This is a genomic window from Acutalibacter intestini, assembly GCF_034334985.1.
In the GTDB taxonomy this organism is placed as follows: domain Bacteria; phylum Bacillota; class Clostridia; order Oscillospirales; family Acutalibacteraceae; genus Acutalibacter; species Acutalibacter intestini.
This window is the reverse complement of sequence record NZ_JAWXXL010000002.1, coordinates 310,204-326,386: the sequence shown is the minus strand read 5'-3', so window position 1 is coordinate 326,386 and position 16,183 is coordinate 310,204. Positions and strand designations below refer to the sequence as shown.

15 protein-coding genes are annotated in these 16,183 nt (G+C 56.5%); 9 read left to right on the top strand and 6 right to left on the bottom strand.

Annotation, left to right across the window (positions count from 1 at the left end; all coding sequences use genetic code 11):
- Positions 1-129 precede the first annotated feature (129 nt).
- The 4 genes from U8U68_RS04090 to U8U68_RS04075 all read left to right on the top strand — a co-directional run bounded on the left by U8U68_RS04090 (position 130) and on the right by U8U68_RS04075 (position 4,559).
- Positions 130-945 (top strand): sugar phosphate isomerase/epimerase family protein, encoded by an 816-nt coding sequence (locus U8U68_RS04090; RefSeq protein WP_322199569.1) that lies wholly within the window; start codon positions 130-132, stop codon positions 943-945.
- A gap of 844 nt (positions 946-1,789) precedes the next feature.
- Entirely contained in the window at positions 1,790-2,542 is a 753-nt protein-coding gene (locus tag U8U68_RS04085; protein WP_322199568.1) for a transglycosylase domain-containing protein, read from the top strand.
- A complete protein-coding gene (locus U8U68_RS04080) occupies positions 2,527-3,474 on the top strand; it encodes an AraC family transcriptional regulator (protein WP_322199567.1) in 948 nt (315 codons plus the stop codon). The genes U8U68_RS04085 and U8U68_RS04080 overlap by 16 nt, the downstream gene beginning before the upstream one ends.
- A 101-nt stretch (positions 3,475-3,575) precedes the next feature.
- On the top strand, positions 3,576-4,559 hold the full coding sequence (locus tag U8U68_RS04075; protein ID WP_322199566.1) for an asparaginase: 984 nt from the start codon (positions 3,576-3,578) through the stop codon (positions 4,557-4,559).
- A gap of 200 nt (positions 4,560-4,759) precedes the next feature.
- Here U8U68_RS04075 and U8U68_RS04070 read toward each other — a convergent pair whose 3' ends face one another.
- Positions 4,760-5,845, bottom strand: coding sequence for a hypothetical protein (locus U8U68_RS04070; protein ID WP_322199565.1), 1,086 nt, complete (start codon positions 5,843-5,845; stop codon positions 4,760-4,762).
- 215 nt (positions 5,846-6,060) lie between these two features.
- Between U8U68_RS04070 and U8U68_RS04065 the strand changes: the two genes are divergently transcribed.
- The 5 genes from U8U68_RS04065 (at position 6,061) to U8U68_RS04045 (ending at position 11,446) form a co-directional block, all read left to right on the top strand.
- Entirely contained in the window at positions 6,061-7,716 is a 1,656-nt protein-coding gene (locus U8U68_RS04065) for an S-layer homology domain-containing protein (RefSeq protein WP_322199564.1), read from the top strand.
- Positions 7,716-8,186, top strand: coding sequence for a hypothetical protein (locus U8U68_RS04060; protein WP_322199641.1), 471 nt, complete (start codon positions 7,716-7,718; stop codon positions 8,184-8,186). Before U8U68_RS04065 ends, U8U68_RS04060 begins: the two co-directional genes overlap by 1 nt.
- A gap of 287 nt (positions 8,187-8,473) precedes the next feature.
- Positions 8,474-9,085 carry a matrixin family metalloprotease gene (locus U8U68_RS04055; protein ID WP_322199563.1) on the top strand — a complete coding sequence of 204 codons (612 nt, stop codon included), beginning with the start codon at positions 8,474-8,476 and terminating at the stop codon, positions 9,083-9,085.
- A 17-nt stretch (positions 9,086-9,102) separates the two neighbouring features.
- Positions 9,103-10,008, top strand: a complete 906-nt coding sequence (locus U8U68_RS04050; protein WP_322199562.1) for a hypothetical protein — start codon at positions 9,103-9,105, stop codon at positions 10,006-10,008.
- Positions 10,009-10,207: 199 nt separating this feature from the next.
- Positions 10,208-11,446: an MFS transporter gene (locus U8U68_RS04045; protein ID WP_322199561.1), complete on the top strand. Its 1,239-nt coding sequence runs from the start codon at positions 10,208-10,210 to the stop codon at positions 11,444-11,446.
- 89 nt (positions 11,447-11,535) lie between these two features.
- On the opposite strand, the gene U8U68_RS04040 is transcribed toward U8U68_RS04045, so the two are convergent.
- From U8U68_RS04040 to hemZ, 5 genes are all read right to left on the bottom strand, one after another.
- The gene (locus tag U8U68_RS04040; protein ID WP_322199560.1) at positions 11,536-12,789 is read right to left on the bottom strand and encodes a glycerate kinase type-2 family protein; all 1,254 of its coding nucleotides are present in this window, start codon (positions 12,787-12,789) and stop codon (positions 11,536-11,538) included.
- The gene (locus U8U68_RS04035) at positions 12,786-12,959 is read right to left on the bottom strand and encodes an NAD-binding protein (RefSeq protein ID WP_367575783.1); all 174 of its coding nucleotides are present in this window, start codon (positions 12,957-12,959) and stop codon (positions 12,786-12,788) included. The genes U8U68_RS04040 and U8U68_RS04035 overlap by 4 nt, the downstream gene beginning before the upstream one ends.
- Positions 12,960-13,156: 197 nt before the next feature.
- Positions 13,157-13,582: a hypothetical protein gene (locus tag U8U68_RS04030; protein WP_322199559.1), complete on the bottom strand. Its 426-nt coding sequence runs from the start codon at positions 13,580-13,582 to the stop codon at positions 13,157-13,159.
- A 141-nt stretch (positions 13,583-13,723) separates the two neighbouring features.
- Positions 13,724-14,686, bottom strand: coding sequence for a uridine kinase family protein (locus tag U8U68_RS04025; RefSeq protein WP_322199558.1), 963 nt, complete (start codon positions 14,684-14,686; stop codon positions 13,724-13,726).
- Complete coding sequence (gene hemZ, locus U8U68_RS04020; protein WP_322199557.1) at positions 14,670-16,133, bottom strand: coproporphyrinogen dehydrogenase HemZ; 1,464 nt, start codon at positions 16,131-16,133, stop codon at positions 14,670-14,672. The genes U8U68_RS04025 and hemZ overlap by 17 nt, the downstream gene beginning before the upstream one ends.
- Positions 16,134-16,183: the final 50 nt, after the last annotated feature.

The following is a 16,183-nucleotide window of genomic DNA, read 5'->3' as shown; positions in this document are numbered from 1 at the left end:
AAGCCGCACCCCAAAAAAATAGCCCTTGCGGTTTGCCTTATAAATTGCTATACTAAAAATATGGGCCCGCGGGCCTTTGGGCCATATTTTTGGAAAACCCCATATTATCATGAAATGAGGTACATCACAATGTCTGTCACCGCAACCTTTTACGACCACGTTTTAGACGCCGCCCGCCAGGAGAAGATTTCTATGGCAGAGGCCCTGGCCGAAACCCGGGCCATGGGCTTCACCCTGCTGGAGACCTCCTTTACCAATGTCCAGGGCCGGGTGCGGGAGGCGGGCCGAGAGCTCTCTGCCGCGGGGCTGGGCATTTCCGCCATGCCTGCCTTTTTCAACTTCGGGGTGGACCCGGACGTGGAGAAACAAGCCCGGCCGGTGATTGACGCGGCCAAAGAGCTGGACGTGCCCACCCTGCTGGTTATCCCGGGCTTCATCCAGGAGGACCAGGGAGACCCCGAGGCCCAAACCCTGGCCATGATTGACGGCGTAAAGCGGCTGGAAGAGCTGGCCGCCCAGGCGGGCCTGGGCATGACCATGGAGGACTTTGACGGTATTGCCGCGCCTTTTTCCACCAGTGGGGGCATGCTGCGGTTTATAGAGGCCTGCCCCAGCCTGACCGCCACCTTTGACACCGGGAACTTCCGTTTTATGGCCGAGGACGAGCTTTCCGCCTACCAGGCCCTGCGGGGGCACATTGCCCACGTGCACTTAAAGGACCGGGCACTGGCCGCGCAGTTCGGCCAGGACATTCTGCACGCGGTAGACGGCGTGGACCTGTACCCCTGCCCAGTGGGGGCGGGGAGCATCCGCATTCCGGAGATTTTGGACCTGCTGAAGGCGGACGGTTACCAGGGCATCTATACAGCGGAGCACTATGGCGCGGACCCCATGCTGGAATGCCTGCGCCGCTCCGCCCAGTGGCTAAAGGAGCACTTGGCATAAAAAAGGCAGCGCAAGCGCTGCACCGTTAGCCGCGGGGGCGTTCGCTCCGGCTCACTCGTCGGTGTAAACCGTTAGCCGAGCCAGCGCGTTCCTCTGGACGCTTCCGGGGTGGGCTCTCTTTATATCTCTCTTTAGCCAATACGGGCCCCACTCCATCGGCCCCTGTCCGCGCCAGCACAAGCGCTGGACTAACGTCGCGGAGGCGTTCGCTTAGGCTCACTCGCCAGTGCGAACCGCCAGCTTAGCCAGCGCGGGTAGAGGCCACACATCGCCGGAAGCGCCCAGAAAAACGCGCTGGCTATGCTAACGGTTACCACCCAGGGAGGGCGTAGCTTTGCCCGGGGAAGGTCGCCAGTGGCGACCGTTCTGACCCGACCGAGTCCAGCCGATTTCATCGGCAGACGAGACCTCCGCGACATTGGATGCAACGTCACGTTGCTGTGTTGCGCGTTGCGGTGTGTTGCGGCTTTTACCTATAGTTATAACAATATACACTTTGTACACGACTTTATAAAACACCGTAACACAACACAACACGCAACACATCAATGGCAGTGTGACGCTGCCGGGGCCAAAGGGAGGGGGCCCGTATTGGCTAAAGCAAAAAAGAAGGAGTCACGCCGGAAGCACCTAAAAAACCGCGCTGGCTGGGCTGGCGGTTTACACCGGCAAGTGAGCCGGAGCGAACGCCTCCGCGACTAATGGTCCAGCGCTTGCGCTGGCTGGGTGCTGGATAGGTGACAAAAGTGTAAGATTCTGCTAGCCTTTTGTAAGCCGGTCTTATGGATTTTGTAAGAATGTGGGGGTATAATGGGGGTACCGAACAGGAAAGGATGCGTGAACCATGAAAAAGAAACGGACCGGCGTGAAAATTTTTCGAAACACCCTTTTGGTACTTCTGGCAGTATGTTTCTGCGCTGTCGGGGCCCTGGTTCTGCGGGGCTACGCCCTGTACACCCAGGCCCTGGAAGCCCTGCCCACTGCCCGGGCTGTGGAGCAGGTGCGGGCCAAAGAGGGCTTTACCCCCATTGGGCAGCTGCCCGCCACCTATTTGAACGCTGTGGTGGCCACAGAGGACCACCGCTTTTATGACCACGGCGGGGTGGACCTAATTGCCATTGGTCGTGCTGTCTATAACGACCTGCGCACCCTCTCCTTTGCGGAAGGGGGCAGTACCATTACCCAGCAGCTGGCCAAAAACCTGTACTTTACCCAGGAAAAGGAGCTGACCCGCAAGCTGGCCGAGGTCTTTATGGCCTGGAAGCTGGAGGCGGACCTGACCAAGGACGAGATTTTGGAGCTGTATGTAAACAGTATCTATTTTGGCAGCGGCTGCTACACGGTGGGAGACGCCAGCCGGACCTATTTTGAGAAGGACCCCGCCGCCATGACAGACTGGGAGGCTACCCTGCTGGCGGGTATTCCCAACGCGCCCTCGGTGTACGACCTTAACGAAAACCCGGACCTGGCCCAGCAGCGCCAGCGCCAGGTGGTGGGCCTGATGGTGAAATATAATGTGCTGGACCAGGACCGGGCCCAAAGCATTTTGGCCGGGGAGGGTGTTAGCCCTAAGGTAGAGCTATGCTTGGCCAGCTGATGGACCGGCTGCGGGAAATTACCCCAGAAGAACAGCGTATTTTGGCCGGGGGCGGGGTAGAGCAGGCGCTGTACGCCTCTGGCCGGGAGTTTACGGTGGACAGCGCCAAGCTGCTGGCCCGGGGGCAGCTGATTACCCTGCGGCCCCACACCCGGTTTGCGGCTTTTCCCCCCCACAGCCACAACTATGTGGAGATTATGTACATGTGCACAGGCAGCACCCGGCACCAGATTGACCATGGACTGGAGGTGGAGCTGGAGGCCGGGGAGCTGCTGTTTTTGAACCAACACGCCCGCCACCAGGTGGAGGCCGCTGGCCAAGAGGACGTGGGGGTAAACTTTATTGTGCTGCCCCAGTTTTTTGACTATGCCCTTACCATGACCGGCACGGAAAACGTGCTGGCCCGGCTGCTGCTGGACGGCCTGCGCCAGGGGGGCGGGGACCAAAGCTGCCTGCACTTCCACTGCGGGGAAATGCGGCCAGTGCAGAACCTGGTGGAAAACCTGCTGCTCTGCCTTTTCGCCCCAGGGGGAGGGCAGAAGATTGCCCAGGCCACCATGGGCCTGCTGCTAATGGAGCTGCTGGGCAGCCCCCAGGGGCTTTCCAAAAACACCCCAGGATATAACGCCGGGGTGCTGGCGGCCCTTGGGGAAGTGGAGGACAACTACCGGGACGCAGACCTGACCCGGGTGGCAGAGGAGCTGCATGTGTCCCTCTCTTACCTAAGCAGCAGCGTAAAGCAGGCCACGGGCAAGACCTTTAAAGACCTGTTGCTGGAAAAGCGGCTTAGGGTGGCGGCTGGGCTGATGAAGAGCACCAACCTGCCAGTGGAAGATATTATAGCGGCGGTGGGATATGACAATACCAGCTTTTTTTACCGAAAGTTCCGCCAGTACTACGGGGTTTCGCCCAGAGAGTGGAGAAAGGCCTAGGCGTAGGCTCTTCCGCTTTACTTGTGTCTCTGGGGTTTTGGTGCTATAATAGGAGAAGACTCGCCCCGCGCGTTCCCATTTTCCAGAAAGGACCTTCTCCCATGAAAAAACTCCTTCTCATTGCCACTGGGGGCACCATTGCCTCTCAAAAAACCGGGGGAGCCCTGGCCCCGTCCCTTTCCCCCCAGGAGCTTCTAGGCTATGTGCCGGACGCGGCCTCTTTTTGTCAGATACACGCCCTTCAGCCCCTAAACCTGGACAGCACCAATATTGCCCCCCAGCACTGGCTTTTGCTGGCGGGGCTTATTGAGGAAAATTATTACCGGTATGATGGGTTTGTCATCTGCCACGGCACCGACACCCTGGCCTACACCGGGGCCGCCCTGTCTTACCTGGTGCAGGGCTCTGGAAAGCCCATTGTGCTCACCGGGGCCCAAAAGCCCATTGACCAGGAGGACACCGACGCCCGCCAAAACCTGCTGGATAGCCTGCGCTATGCCTGCCTGGGAGACGGCGGCGTAGATATTGTCTTTGGCGGCCACGTCATTGCGGGCACCCGAGCCCGGAAAACCCGCACGAAGAGCTACAACGCCTTTTCCAGCCTGAACTTCCCGGACCTGGCAGAAATGCGGGGCCAGCGGCTGGTGCGTTTCATCCCTGCCCCTGCGCCGGGGCCCCTTACGTTTAGCCACCGGCTCAACAGCCGGGTGGTGCTGCTTAAGCTGATCCCAGGCCTGGCCCCCGGGGCTTTTGCCGCGGCAGGGGCCCTGTGCGACGGCATGATTATTGAAAGCTACGGGGTGGGGGGCATTCCAGACGCCTACCTGGAGGAGCTGGACCGCCTGGTGCAGGAGGGCAAGACCATTGTAATGGCTACCCAGGTGCCCCAGGAGGGCAGCGACCTTTCTGTGTATCAGGTGGGCCACCGGGTAAAGGAGCGCTACCGGCTGCTGGAGAGCTATGACATGACCCTGGAGGCCACTGTGACCAAGCTGATGTGGGCCCTGGGCCAGTCCCAGAACCAGGACGAGATTCGGCGGCTGTTCTACACCCCGGTAAACTTTGACCTGCTGCAATTGGAGTAGGGCTTGTTAGAGAAACCCGGGCGCTGCGCCCCCTGGCATAGCGGCGTCTTTTCGGCCCCAGCCGCGGCAGTTTTTTATTGAAAATAAAAGCCCCCAAGAGGCGTCTGCTCTTAGGGGCCTATTTTTTTGGGACAAAACACTGGGAAAAACCGATGGTTCTCGCGGTTTGTCAAATTTTCTGCCCGTCCCTATAGGGGCTTTTAGGCCTGTGGCGGTTCAGAGGGCTCCTGTGGCGGCGCGGGGGGCTCCACAACAGGGCTGCCGTCTGGGTATTGGGGGGCCTGCTGGACCTGCTGCGCCCCTGGCATAGGCGGCTGGCCATACATGGGCTCAACCGGAATGACCGGAACAGCCGGTGGATAGATCACCGCGTCCATTTCCTTGCGGTAGCGGCTAAGCAGCACAGAGGCCAGAATAAGCCCCACGGCGTTGGCCAGGGTGGCTACGGCGGACACCGGGGAGGTGAACAGGGCGAAGAAGCTGGCGAGAATGTTTAGCCCTGCCACAATGCAGTTCATGGCAATCAGGTAGCCAGAGACCCGGTTGTCCGGGGTGCCGGTCTGGGCGCTGATTTTCGTGCGGTTGATCATGCGGATAATGCTGGCCTGGTAGGTGATGGCCAGCACCATGAAGAAGCTGAAGAACAGGATGAATATCCCCAGCACCATCACAATGGCAAGAGCCACCTCTTCGACGCTGGAGCCGCTATAAAAGGAGCTGGAGCCGCCGTAAAGGGAACTAGATATGCTGTCAAGCCCGCCGCTGACAAAGAAAAGAACCAGGATGACGCCCACAATGACCAGCATCACGGTGACAAGGCACTTACCAATCATGCTGATATAGCGCAGCACCTTGCAGATGGTGAGGCCAGCGGTGGAGATGTTCCCGCTTTTTGTGCTGCGGCAGGTGCCGTAGTGAATCCACATAGCCACAGCCAGCAAAATAGTGGGGATGGAGCCCAGAATGGCCCGGGGGATGGAGGTGGAGTACATGGCGTCAATCAGGCTGCCCAAGGTTTCTACATCCAGGCCCATGGAATAGCCGTAGTAGTACAGGTTCATCATAACGTCTCCCATGGCTGCGGAGGACAAAATGGTGAACAGGGCGGAAACCGAGAACAGAATGGCTATGGCCAAAAACAGGCCGGAAGAGCCCAGGCGCTTGATAACATTCACCGCCGGGTTGGTGGACAGGGGCACGGCCCCTAGTATGGGTCCGGGAGCTTCAAAAGAGCAGGGACACACCGTGCCCTGCGGGATGTCCCGGCCGCATTTAGGACAAATCATTGAGTAATACCCTCCTATACTATGTATAAAGATGTTCAGGGAAGATTCCCTGTTACAATATATATTACAAGAAAGCGGAGAAAAAAGCAAATACTATTTTTTATGTGGTTATTTCTTTTTCAAAACTTTTTCCTGGCCTAAAAAAACTGGACATCCTTTCCCATTCGTGTTATAATTACAAAATAGTTACAAACCTTGAAAGGAGATTTCCTGTTTTGACCAAATTATTCGCTTTTCCAAAGCGCCGTTTCCGGACCGCGCTGTGCCTGGCGCTAGTTTTTTCTCTGCTGTGCCTGGGGGCGCCTCTGCCGGCCCGGGCAGTGCGCTTTTCCGACGTGCCCAGGGGCTGCTGGTACGAGGCCTCTGTAACAGAGCTGGTAAACCGGGGGGTGCTAAAGGGCACCACCCCCACCACCTTTTCCCCTGGGGGCACCCTGACCCGGGCGGAGTTTGCCACCATGCTGGCCCGTACCGCCCTTACCGAGCAGGAACTGGCCCAGTACAACTATAGGGGCGATTTCTCCGACGTGGCCCAGAACCGCTGGTACAATAAGTACATTAACTGGGCCTATGAGGCGGGCGTTATCAAGGGCCAGGGCCAGGGCAAGTTCGGCCCCGGCCGGCCGGTTACCCGCCAGGACATGGCCGTTATGGTGATGAACTTTGCCACAGCCACAGGCCAGGTGCTGCCCGCCCGGGTGGCCTCCGCCAGCTTTTCCGACTACGGCTCCATCTCCGGCTACGCGGCCTCCAGTGTGATGAAGTGCCAGCGGGGCGGAGTGATTAATGGCTACAAGGACGGCACCTTCCGGCCCAAACGCACCGCCACCCGGGCCGAAGCCGCCAAGCTGTACGCTACCTTTTTGGACTATGTGGAGTCCGCTGGGTACAAGCTGGTCCACAAGCGTATAAATGGCACATCGGTGGCCGCGGTGGAGTTTGACCCCAAGGACTTTACCCCTGGGGTGACGATGGGCCACAACTATGTGCGGGGCGGAGAAAACGTGACCTCTGTGATCAACCGTACTGGGGCCAAGATCTTGGTAAACGCCGCCTTTTTTGACATGTCCACCTATGACCCCTACGGCACCCACATCCAGGACGGAAGGCTGGCCACGGTGTACAACGATTTCTCCCCCGCCAAGTCTGCGGTGACCATGGATGGCGGCGGAAACTTCTCCATTGAAAACTTTTCTGTGGACATTTCCGCCACCCTTACCCGGGCTGACGGAAGCCAGTCTACCGTCAGCAAAGTGGGCTGCAACCGTTACCCCGCGGACCCCAAGGATGGCACCCGGATGGTGTTTACCCGAGAGTGGTGGGGCCAGAGCCTGGGCTTTGCCCCCAAATATGCCGCTGTGGTGAACTCGGACGGACTGGTGACCGCTGTCTATAAGGATACGGACGTCAGCCTGCCCCAAAGCGGCTTCGTGCTGGCCCAGCGGGGGGCCCGGGGCCCGGATGATGACTTTTTAACCACCGTGAAGGCCGGAGACTGGGTTGACCTGGAGATCTATTACAATGGCTCTAGCACCCAGGACATCCAGATGGCGGTGGCTGTGGGGCCCAAGATTGTAGAAAACGGACGGCCCTATGGCGACGAGAGCACCTACCGGGCCGAGGGCTTCCGGGACCCGGGCATTATCTACTATGACGCGCGGCGCGCGTGTGTGGGCATTAAGCCAGACGGCAAGCTGGTGATTCTGACCGCATACACGAACTTAAGCGGCCTGGCCAACATCATGGTGGCCATGGGCTGCGACAGCGCCGTGAACCTGGACGGGGGCGGATCGACCAACCTGTATGTAAACGGCGTGTGGCTGTATGGCCCCCAAAGCAGGCCGCTGAACAGCATCCTTTACTTTAGATGATGGGGCGTCTGGGACTTTCCTACGTAGGAGCGGTGTATTTGGCCATGCTGTTCATCCCGAATATTTTGTGGAGCAGGACCCGGCCCAAGGACCATAGCGCCCAAAGAGAAAACTGGGTGCTGCGGGTTCTGGAGGGAGCGGGCCAGGCGGGGTGCACCTGCTGCGCCCTGGTGTTCAGCGACTTTAACCTGCGGCCCTTCTCCCCCTGGAGCCTGTGGCTTTTGGCCTCTTTTGGGCTGATGGTCCTGTACGAGCTGTGGTGGCTGCGGTATTTTAAAGGCCCACGGCGGCAGGCGGACTTTTATAGCAGTTTTTTGGGAATACCCGTGGCGGGGGCAGCCCTGCCCGTGGGGGCCTTTCTGCTGCTGGGCATATATGGCCGGGTGATTTGGATGGTGCTTTCTGCCCTGGTGCTGGGGGTGGGGCATATTGGCATTCATCTGGGGCACTGGCGGGAGATGGAAAAATAAACCGAAGGACAGGAGCAGAGTGCTTCTGTCCTTTTTTCGTGGTTCTTTGGCAAAGGCTGCGCCCGGTGTGCGTGATCATTTGTCCATCTGATAACACTAGTACCCTGAGCTGTGAAGAAAGCTTCTGAACAATATTCTTCATTGAGGACCACAAGGAATGCAATGGGGTTTACTTTTTTGTTGACATTATTGTGTTGGCGTGATATAATGGAAAAAACTAGAAAGGGGGCGGCTTTAGAATAAATCACATTAGGAATTTGTTTTAAAATGAAAGGGAGTAATGTCGCATGAAAAAATGTTCGCTAAAGAAACGTTTCACGTTGACTGTCGCCGCGGTCGCTATGCTGGTAGCCTCGTTTACGATTCCTGCCGATGCGGGCAGCGAGTTTGCAGGCTGGAAGCTCTATAAAACGCTGACGTTCTATCCGTACATTTCCATTGGAAGTACTTCATTGGACCATTTTAATGAGGCTTTTTGGAATTGGAACAAGGAGAACAGCACCTACAAATTGAAGCGTGCAACGGCGCCTGTGCACTACAAGACAAACTTTTACGAACTAAATGACAGCAAAGATGATGGTACCAGCAGAGTGTACAAAGTATCCAATCCTCAAAAAGAAGCTCCTGGGTCAAGTTATACATTTCGAGATAAGACATCAGGAAGGATAGTAAATGCGGCCGCGATAAATCTAAACCCCGCCAGGCCCTTATCCAATGGAGCCAAAAAGGGAACCTACGATGTGTGGACGGTCTTTATTCATGAGGCTGGCCATGTGCTTGGTCTTGAACATCCGAAGGATTGGAGCACAGACTCTGTAATGAATGTGTATCCTGTGGACACAATAAAGAGGACCTTGACATCTTATGATAAGGCCAAGATAAAACAATTATACAATTGATGAAGGAGGGACGGAAAATGAAGAAGAAACTAGTGGCGGCTGTTTTAACAGTGCTTGTGCTGTTAGGGGCGGCAGGCTTAGGCGTTATGTGGAGCGATACCCATGCGCTGCCTGTGGATGCAACAAAAGGCGTTCTTCCTATCGAGGATGAGGCTTCCACACCTACAGTGGAAGATGTGGCAAGCCAGGACCAGAACTCTTATGTAGTGGTGTCTGAATATGAGGCGGTATACACCACCGAGCAGCTGATGGACGAGTCCACCCTGGTGGCCCGGGGAACAGTGACAGAACAGTCCGAACCCTTTGTGGTGCGGGGCGTGGGGGAAATTGGCGAACAGGTGTTTACAGACTACACCGTGGAAATTCAGGAAGTGACAAGAGGTACGGAAAGGCCGGGGGATTTCGTAACAGTTCGCCTGGAAGGAGATCCGGCCGATACCTCCGTCGTCTATAGCAGCGCCCCGGTTTTGGAAACAGGCGGGGAATATCTGCTGTTTTTGCGGAAGTCTTGTATGGGCGGCGGCTTTAGCACCCCGGGGGATTATTACTACATTGTGGGAAACCGCCAGGGGGTTTACGAGCCGGAACAGTCCGCCGTAGCCCAAAAGGCCGCGCTGGGCCAGGAAGCCTTTGTTTCCCAGCGGCTTTTGCTCCACATGGATACAACGGGAAATGTCCCGCAGATCCGTCATAATAAGCTTAGCCCCCAAGAGATCAAGAATGCGGAAGAAAACGGCCAGGATATCGTAACCCTAAGCGCTTTACAAACCATAGCGCGAGCGGCAAGCCCTGTAGACGAGGACTGGAAGCGCCAAGAGGTAGAGGCTAACTATAAGACAAACCTGGAGACCGGTATTCTGACAGAAGAGGAATATAATACCTTAATGGCAGAGCTTAATCAATATGGAGAAATTATAGAATAAACTTTTCCGGAAAACCCGGGCGAGGAAGGCACATCTGGCCTCTTTCGCCCGGGTTCTATATTTAGACGGCATTTTGGCAGAGAGGGGGCCGCTGAAAAAATCTGTAGAATTATTTTGCCCCCAGGTATTGACATGTGGGCCCAAGCGGATATAATTTTCTTTGACCTGTTATTGAATACAGAGGAGATAGCATTTGCTTATGAAAAAATTTTCTTTCCTCCGGGCTTCCGCTGTTTTGGACTCCACAGGCCGCCAGGCCCTCATCTTGGCTGGGGTCAACGGCATTTTCTGGTTTGCCTGGTCCTTTGGCTGCTACCAGACCGTTTACCTACAGACCATCGGCTTTTCCGCTTCATCCATCGGCATACTAAACGCGGTCTCCTCTGGGGTGGCCATTGCCTCGGTCTCCTTCTGGGGCATGGCCAGCGACAAACTGGGGTCTTTGCGTAAGGTGCTGATTACGGTGCTGCTGGGGGGCGCGGGGTTATACGCCCTGGTTCCCCTGATCCCCACAGGGCTGGCGTTCTCACATATGCTGCTGCTCTGCTATTTCCCGGCCATCAATTTCTTCCGGGCCTCCATGTCCCCCTTTGCCGAAAATATTCTGGTGCGCAACTGCAACGAGCTGCGGCTGAACTTTGGTATGCTGCGCAGTGTGGGGTCGATTCTCTTTATGATCGGGAGCTTTGCTATTTCTGCCTGGCTGCCCAGCCTGGGGGTGGAGCATACCTTTTGGCTAACAGGACTTTTTATGCTGATTCCTGTGGTTCTTACCTTTTTCGCCCGGGAGCCCGCGGCTAAAAAGCCTGAAAAGCCGGGGGAGCGGCCGGAAAAAAAGAACCCCCTCAACCTGGGGGAGCTCTTTCAAAACCAGGCCTATGTGGCCTTTTTGGTGTTTGGCTTTTTGTTTTATATTGCCAATGCCTGCGAGGGCAATTTTATCCCCTACTTTATGAACAGCATCGGGGTGGACTCCCAGCAGTACGGGGTGCTTTTGGCGGTTCGGGCCCTTATGGAAGTGCCTTTTCTGCTGCTGATGGTCCGGCTGCGGCGGCGGCTGCCTTTGCGGGTGCTGGTGCTGGGGGCCGCGTTTTTTATGGCGGTGGAGTGCCTGGGGCTGGGGCTCATTGCCAATTCCCTGCCAGCCATGGTGGTGTTCTCGGCCTTCTATGGTCTGGGGAACGGCCTGTTTTTGGGCTCCTCCCTAAACTATGTGTATGAGCTGGCCCCCGCCCATCTCAAGGCCAGCGCCCAGGCGTTTTTTACGTCCGTGGCCTCGGTGGCGGGCATTTTGGGAAACCTTCTGGGCGGCATGGTGTTCGACGCCATTGGGGCCAAACCCTTCTACCTGGCAGTGATGGCCATATACCTTGCCAGTATGGCAGTGTTTTTAGCTTCCTTTCGAACCAAAGGGAAAAAGGAGAGTCCCGCTCTCTAGGGCTCGTTTGCAAAAAAGAACACGCTGTCTTTTTGCCCCAAAAGATCGCCTCTTCTTTCATGGCCAAAAACACAGCGCTTTCGATTTTTTTATATTTCTTTTCGAAACAGCCCCACCGCTACGTCGTTTACATTGGTGCCCGTGGCCCCGGTAAAGATCAGGCCGCCAATGGCCTGTAGGGCATGGTATGCGTCATTTTCCTGTAGCACTTGGGAAATGGAAAGCCCCTTTGCCGCCAACTGGGCCGCGGAGTCAAAGTCTACATAACCCCCGGCCGCGTCGGTGGGACCGTCTGTGCCATCGCTGCCCACCGAGAATACCGCCGCGCCTGCCAGCCCATGGATGCCTTCTGCTGCGGCCAGGGCCAGCTCCTGGTTTCGCCCGCCCAGACCTTTGCCGGTAAGGCGAACCACGGTCTCGCCTCCGGCGATGAAGGCCCAGTTCTCTCCGTCTCCTCCATGGGTGCGCAGAATATTGGCCAAAAAGCTGCCTGCCTCTCTGGCCTGGCAGCTCAGCTGGTCGGTGAGCAGAAAGGTCCGGTAACCCAGCTGGGCGCAGGCCTGCGCCGCTGCGGCGCACAGCTGCCGCACGCTGCCGGTGATTTGGGTGGACACATTGTCCAGGGCCTTTGGGGTTTCCTGGTCCAACAGCGCCCAGGCGGCGGAAGAAAGTCCAAGGCCATATTTTTTTGCAATGGCGCGGGCTTGTTCCCGGGTGGAACGGTCTGGATAGGCGGGCCCGCTGGCAATCATGTCCAGGGGATCGCCCAGAATGTCGCTAAGGACCACGCTGAACACCCGGGCCGGGGCGCATGCCTGGGCAAAGCGGCCTCCTTTTACCCCAGAAAGGCGCTTGCGCAGGGTGTTTATCTCTACAATGTCCGCGCCGCAGGCCAGCAGCTGGGCGGTGATGTCTTGCAGTTCCTCCCCGGGAACCAGGGGCTGTTCAAACAGGGCGCTGCCGCCCCCAGACAGCAGAAACAGCACGGTGTCCTCTGGCCCCAGGCCGCGCACCAGGGCCAAGGCCCGCTCTGTGGCGGCAAAGCTGTTTTCGTCTGGCACCGGGTGCCCGGCCTCTAGGCAGAGGAGCCCTGGGAGCGGGCTTTTGACATGGTGGTACTTGGTAATCACGATCCCGGTTTCTACCTGATAGGGGGTGGACTCCAGGGCCTCTAGAGCGGCTTTTGCCATCTGCCACCCTGCCTTTCCCACAGAGATCAGCCGGATCCTGCCCGTTCCCGGGTGGAAGCTCTCCAGGGCCCGGGCCACGGCCTGGTCGGGCAAAACCCCCCGGATGCTGGCGGAAATAATGGCGTCCGCGTCCTGGCGAAGCCTGTCTCTCATAAAAATGCCTCCCCTGCGTTGTAATGATTTTTATCATATGTGGAGCCGGCCATCCGCCCCAGGGTAAAGGCCTCTGCTGCCCCTTGAATATTGCGGGCCGCAATGATTTGGTTCACCAGCTTGGCGGTATTGCCCGCGCCGATTTCCCCGCAGCGCACCACAGAACCCATAGCCGCCAGCTCCCGGCCACAGCGGGGCGCACTTCACTTTTAGGCGTTTTTCCTAAAGGGCGTTGGGGTTCAACGGGCTTTCCCCATGAAAAACCGGCACGGCCCAAAAGGCTATGCCGGTTTTTTTGGAATCATTGGAAAACAGCTTTATGAACCTTGCCCTTAACAAGGGCGTTTATGCAGGGCACGGAATGTTTTTACTCGTGGTTTTCCGGCTCCTCGGGCTGGGTAGGCGCTACCGGCTCCTCTGCGGCGGGGGCCTCCACGGCCAGCTTAGCGCCGCATGTACTGCAATATTGGGCAGTGTTTGAACACTGCTTACCGCAGCAAGGGCAAACCAGCTTGTTCTGGCGGTCGCTCAGCTCCTTGGCAATGGCCATAGCCTGCGTTTTCAGCTCATCGATCTCTGTCATTTTACCCAGGGCCTCTGGGTCGGCGGCAATAGAATTCCGGCAGTTTTCGTAAACATACTGGCCCAGGCTCTCGTAGCGCTTGGTGATTTCAGCGTTGACCTCAGCCGCGCCAATGCGGAGCTTGGACACGTCTACAATCTGCCCGGCCTTGCGGCCCACTGCCTCGGCGGCAGACTTAGCATTTATCACAACGTCGTCAAAAATTCCCATTAGAAATCCTCCTTTATTAGGTTCACTTGATGTTTCTATTATAACAAGTTAACAGGGGAATGTAAAGCGCATTTCTCTTTCGAAATAATTAAGAATCCTTTAATTTTTTGCCCGTTAGGATTTTTGCCTTCTATATTAAAATTAAAGGGGTTCTGGACGCTTTCCCAAAAATTCCCGCAGCATCGAGGAATCCGGCACCAGGTCCAAGGGGATTGGCTCGAAACGCATCAGGCGGGACTCTAAATCTCTAGCTTTTTTATAATAGAGACTATCTGCGGCAATGGCACGCAGCAGGGGAATGGCCAGGGTACGCAGGACACAGGGTTCGTAAATGTGAATAGAGTTTACTGTATAGTCCGCGCTCATACGATAAGGGCGGATATACCGGTTTTCTCCCTCCACCACCTGGGGCCACATGGAAAGGGTCAGCTCGGCCGGGGCGTTCCGAAATTGGATGTCCCGGACAATCCGGCGGACCAGGCGCAGGTCCCAGGGGGAGATCACTTCTCCATTGGCGTCCTTAATCTGCTGCTTTACGCTGACATATAGCTTTAGGCAGGCCTCTTCTGGCAAGTCCCGGGTAAAAATGGGGTTCAGCCCGTGAATTCCCTCCACAATGGCCACGTCCCTAGGCCCCAGCTCATATTGCCGGTCCTCACCTTCCGGGCGGCCTAAAGTAAAGCTGTACTGGGGCACAGAAAATTTTCCTGTGGCAAAAATATCCTGAAGGCAGGCGCAAATCCGCTTTTCATCAAGGGCGGCTACGGTTTCAAAATCCGCGCTGCCATCCGGCAGCCGGGGGACCCGGTCCGCGCCCAAGTAGAAATCGTCCAGAGAAATAATTACGGCCCGCACGCCAAAATCTCCCAGATAGTCCCGAAGCAGGTGGGCCGTGGTGGTTTTTCCGCTGCTGCTGGGCCCCGAGAGCATGACAATGCGTACAGGCGTCCGCCGCTCGGTGATGTTCCGGGCAATGTTACGCAAATGCTCCCGGTAGGAGCCCTCCACTTCCTCTACCATTTTGGCGGGAGAGGCAATGGCTGCGTCGTTGATCTGTTCCAAATGGTTAATATACTTAATATAACCGCTAGCAAAATTGCTCATAAAGCTCCTTGATGCCATCCTTTCTTTCCAGTATTTCGCCGAACCGGGAGATGTATTCGTAGGGGTATTTAAAGTTGAAGATGCGGGTTAAAGCATCGGAAAATGGGTCCTTAATTTTGCTGATGGCCCCGGCGCCGCAGGCGATCACCGTAAGGCTTTCGTCCATGGTGTAGATGTTGTACCTGCATGCGGTGCCTGGCAGGGCCCATCCGGTGTTTTCCAAATTTCCCGCCATCCGGGTCTGCCGGTAGAGATAATAGGGTTCAAACCCCCAGGAAGAGAGCTGGTGAATGGAGTGGTCCACCATTTGTGCGGCTAAAGCAGAGCCCTTATGGGAGGAAAGTTCCTGGTTCACTACGATTTCCGCACTGCGCTTTAGCGCCAGGGAATGTACTGTAATATTGTTGGCCCCCAGCTGGTAAACACCGTCTAAACTTTTACAAAATCCTTCATAATCGTCCCCGGGCAGACCAACAATCAGGTCTGCATTAATATTGGTGAATCCAGCGGTATGGGCTAAATCAAAGGCTGTCTGCACATCCGCCGCGTTGTGCATTCTGCCGATATTCCTCAGGACCTGGTCGGACAAGCTTTGGGGGTTAATGCTGATTCTCGTTACCCCCGCCTTGCTCAGGGCGTCCAGTTTTTCTTTGGTAATGGTGTCGGGCCGTCCGGCCTCCACAGTGAACTCGGCGCAACGAGAAAGATCGAAGCGCTGGGAGATCTCCGAGCAAAGGCTTTGAAGCTGCTCTGCGGATAGAGTAGTTGGCGTTCCGCCGCCTATGTAAATGGAAATGGGGGAAAGCCCCAGCTGCTTGGCCAGAGAACCCACGTGACTTAGCTCAGTGGAGAGTAATTCAAGATATTGTGGAATCAACGCGCCCGCCCGCTGGATATCTTGTGATACAAAGGAACAATAGGAGCAGCGGGTGGGACAAAAAGGGATGGAGACATAAAGGCAAAAGTCCCGGGGAGTGAGAGCGGACACAGGCTCCAGCTGGGCAGAAAGTGTGCGTTTTGCCAAGTCCGCCTTGGCCTCGCTCACGGACCATTTCAGGCGCAGGGTATCAAAGCCCCGCTGCAAACTAAAATCCTTTGGTCCCTGGCAGCACATACGCAGCAGCTTGATGGGGTGTACACCGGTGAGCATCCCCCAGGCGGGCTGTAGGCCAGTGAGTTTGCAAAGTGTTTGAAAAAGCAGCCGGGTTACGTCATACTCGCAAAGATTTAGGGCCTGACAGGCTGCGCTTTCCACTGTTTGGCCATCGCTGGCCCGCACCTGGCAGGCATCAAAATTGTTTTGGTGGGATACCGCCACCCAGGCCCAGGGTTCGCCCGCGGGCTGTTCGGGCAGGCTGGTTACCCGCACCGGGCTATAGGGGAAGAAGAGCCGGCACAAATTTTCACATTCGTACCGATAGGAATGCCCTGTTAACCAAAGCTTCATAAAAACCACCCCCAATCATCTGCGAAAACGCACAAGTGAAATTTGCCAAA

What these genes read in the sequence shown, in the direction of transcription:
- U8U68_RS04045 (WP_322199561.1), top strand. Translation starts at nt 10,208, where the DNA reads ATGAAAAAATTTTCTTTCCTCCGGGCTTCCGCTGTTTTGGACTCCACA.
- U8U68_RS04055 (WP_322199563.1), top strand. Translation starts at nt 8,474, where the DNA reads ATGAAAAAATGTTCGCTAAAGAAACGTTTCACGTTGACTGTCGCCGCG.
- U8U68_RS04035 (WP_367575783.1), bottom strand. Translation starts at nt 12,959, where the DNA reads ATGGGTTCTGTGGTGCGCTGCGGGGAAATCGGCGCGGGCAATACCGCC.
- U8U68_RS04085 (WP_322199568.1), top strand. Translation starts at nt 1,790, where the DNA reads ATGAAAAAGAAACGGACCGGCGTGAAAATTTTTCGAAACACCCTTTTG.
- hemZ (WP_322199557.1), bottom strand. Translation starts at nt 16,133, where the DNA reads ATGAAGCTTTGGTTAACAGGGCATTCCTATCGGTACGAATGTGAAAAT.
- U8U68_RS04060 (WP_322199641.1), top strand. Translation starts at nt 7,716, where the DNA reads ATGGGGCGTCTGGGACTTTCCTACGTAGGAGCGGTGTATTTGGCCATG.
- U8U68_RS04030 (WP_322199559.1), bottom strand. Translation starts at nt 13,582, where the DNA reads ATGGGAATTTTTGACGACGTTGTGATAAATGCTAAGTCTGCCGCCGAG.
- U8U68_RS04070 (WP_322199565.1), bottom strand. Translation starts at nt 5,845, where the DNA reads ATGATTTGTCCTAAATGCGGCCGGGACATCCCGCAGGGCACGGTGTGT.
- U8U68_RS04050 (WP_322199562.1), top strand. Translation starts at nt 9,103, where the DNA reads ATGAAGAAGAAACTAGTGGCGGCTGTTTTAACAGTGCTTGTGCTGTTA.
- U8U68_RS04025 (WP_322199558.1), bottom strand. Translation starts at nt 14,686, where the DNA reads ATGAGCAATTTTGCTAGCGGTTATATTAAGTATATTAACCATTTGGAA.
- U8U68_RS04090 (WP_322199569.1), top strand. Translation starts at nt 130, where the DNA reads ATGTCTGTCACCGCAACCTTTTACGACCACGTTTTAGACGCCGCCCGC.
- U8U68_RS04080 (WP_322199567.1), top strand. Translation starts at nt 2,527, where the DNA reads ATGCTTGGCCAGCTGATGGACCGGCTGCGGGAAATTACCCCAGAAGAA.
- U8U68_RS04075 (WP_322199566.1), top strand. Translation starts at nt 3,576, where the DNA reads ATGAAAAAACTCCTTCTCATTGCCACTGGGGGCACCATTGCCTCTCAA.
- U8U68_RS04040 (WP_322199560.1), bottom strand. Translation starts at nt 12,789, where the DNA reads ATGAGAGACAGGCTTCGCCAGGACGCGGACGCCATTATTTCCGCCAGC.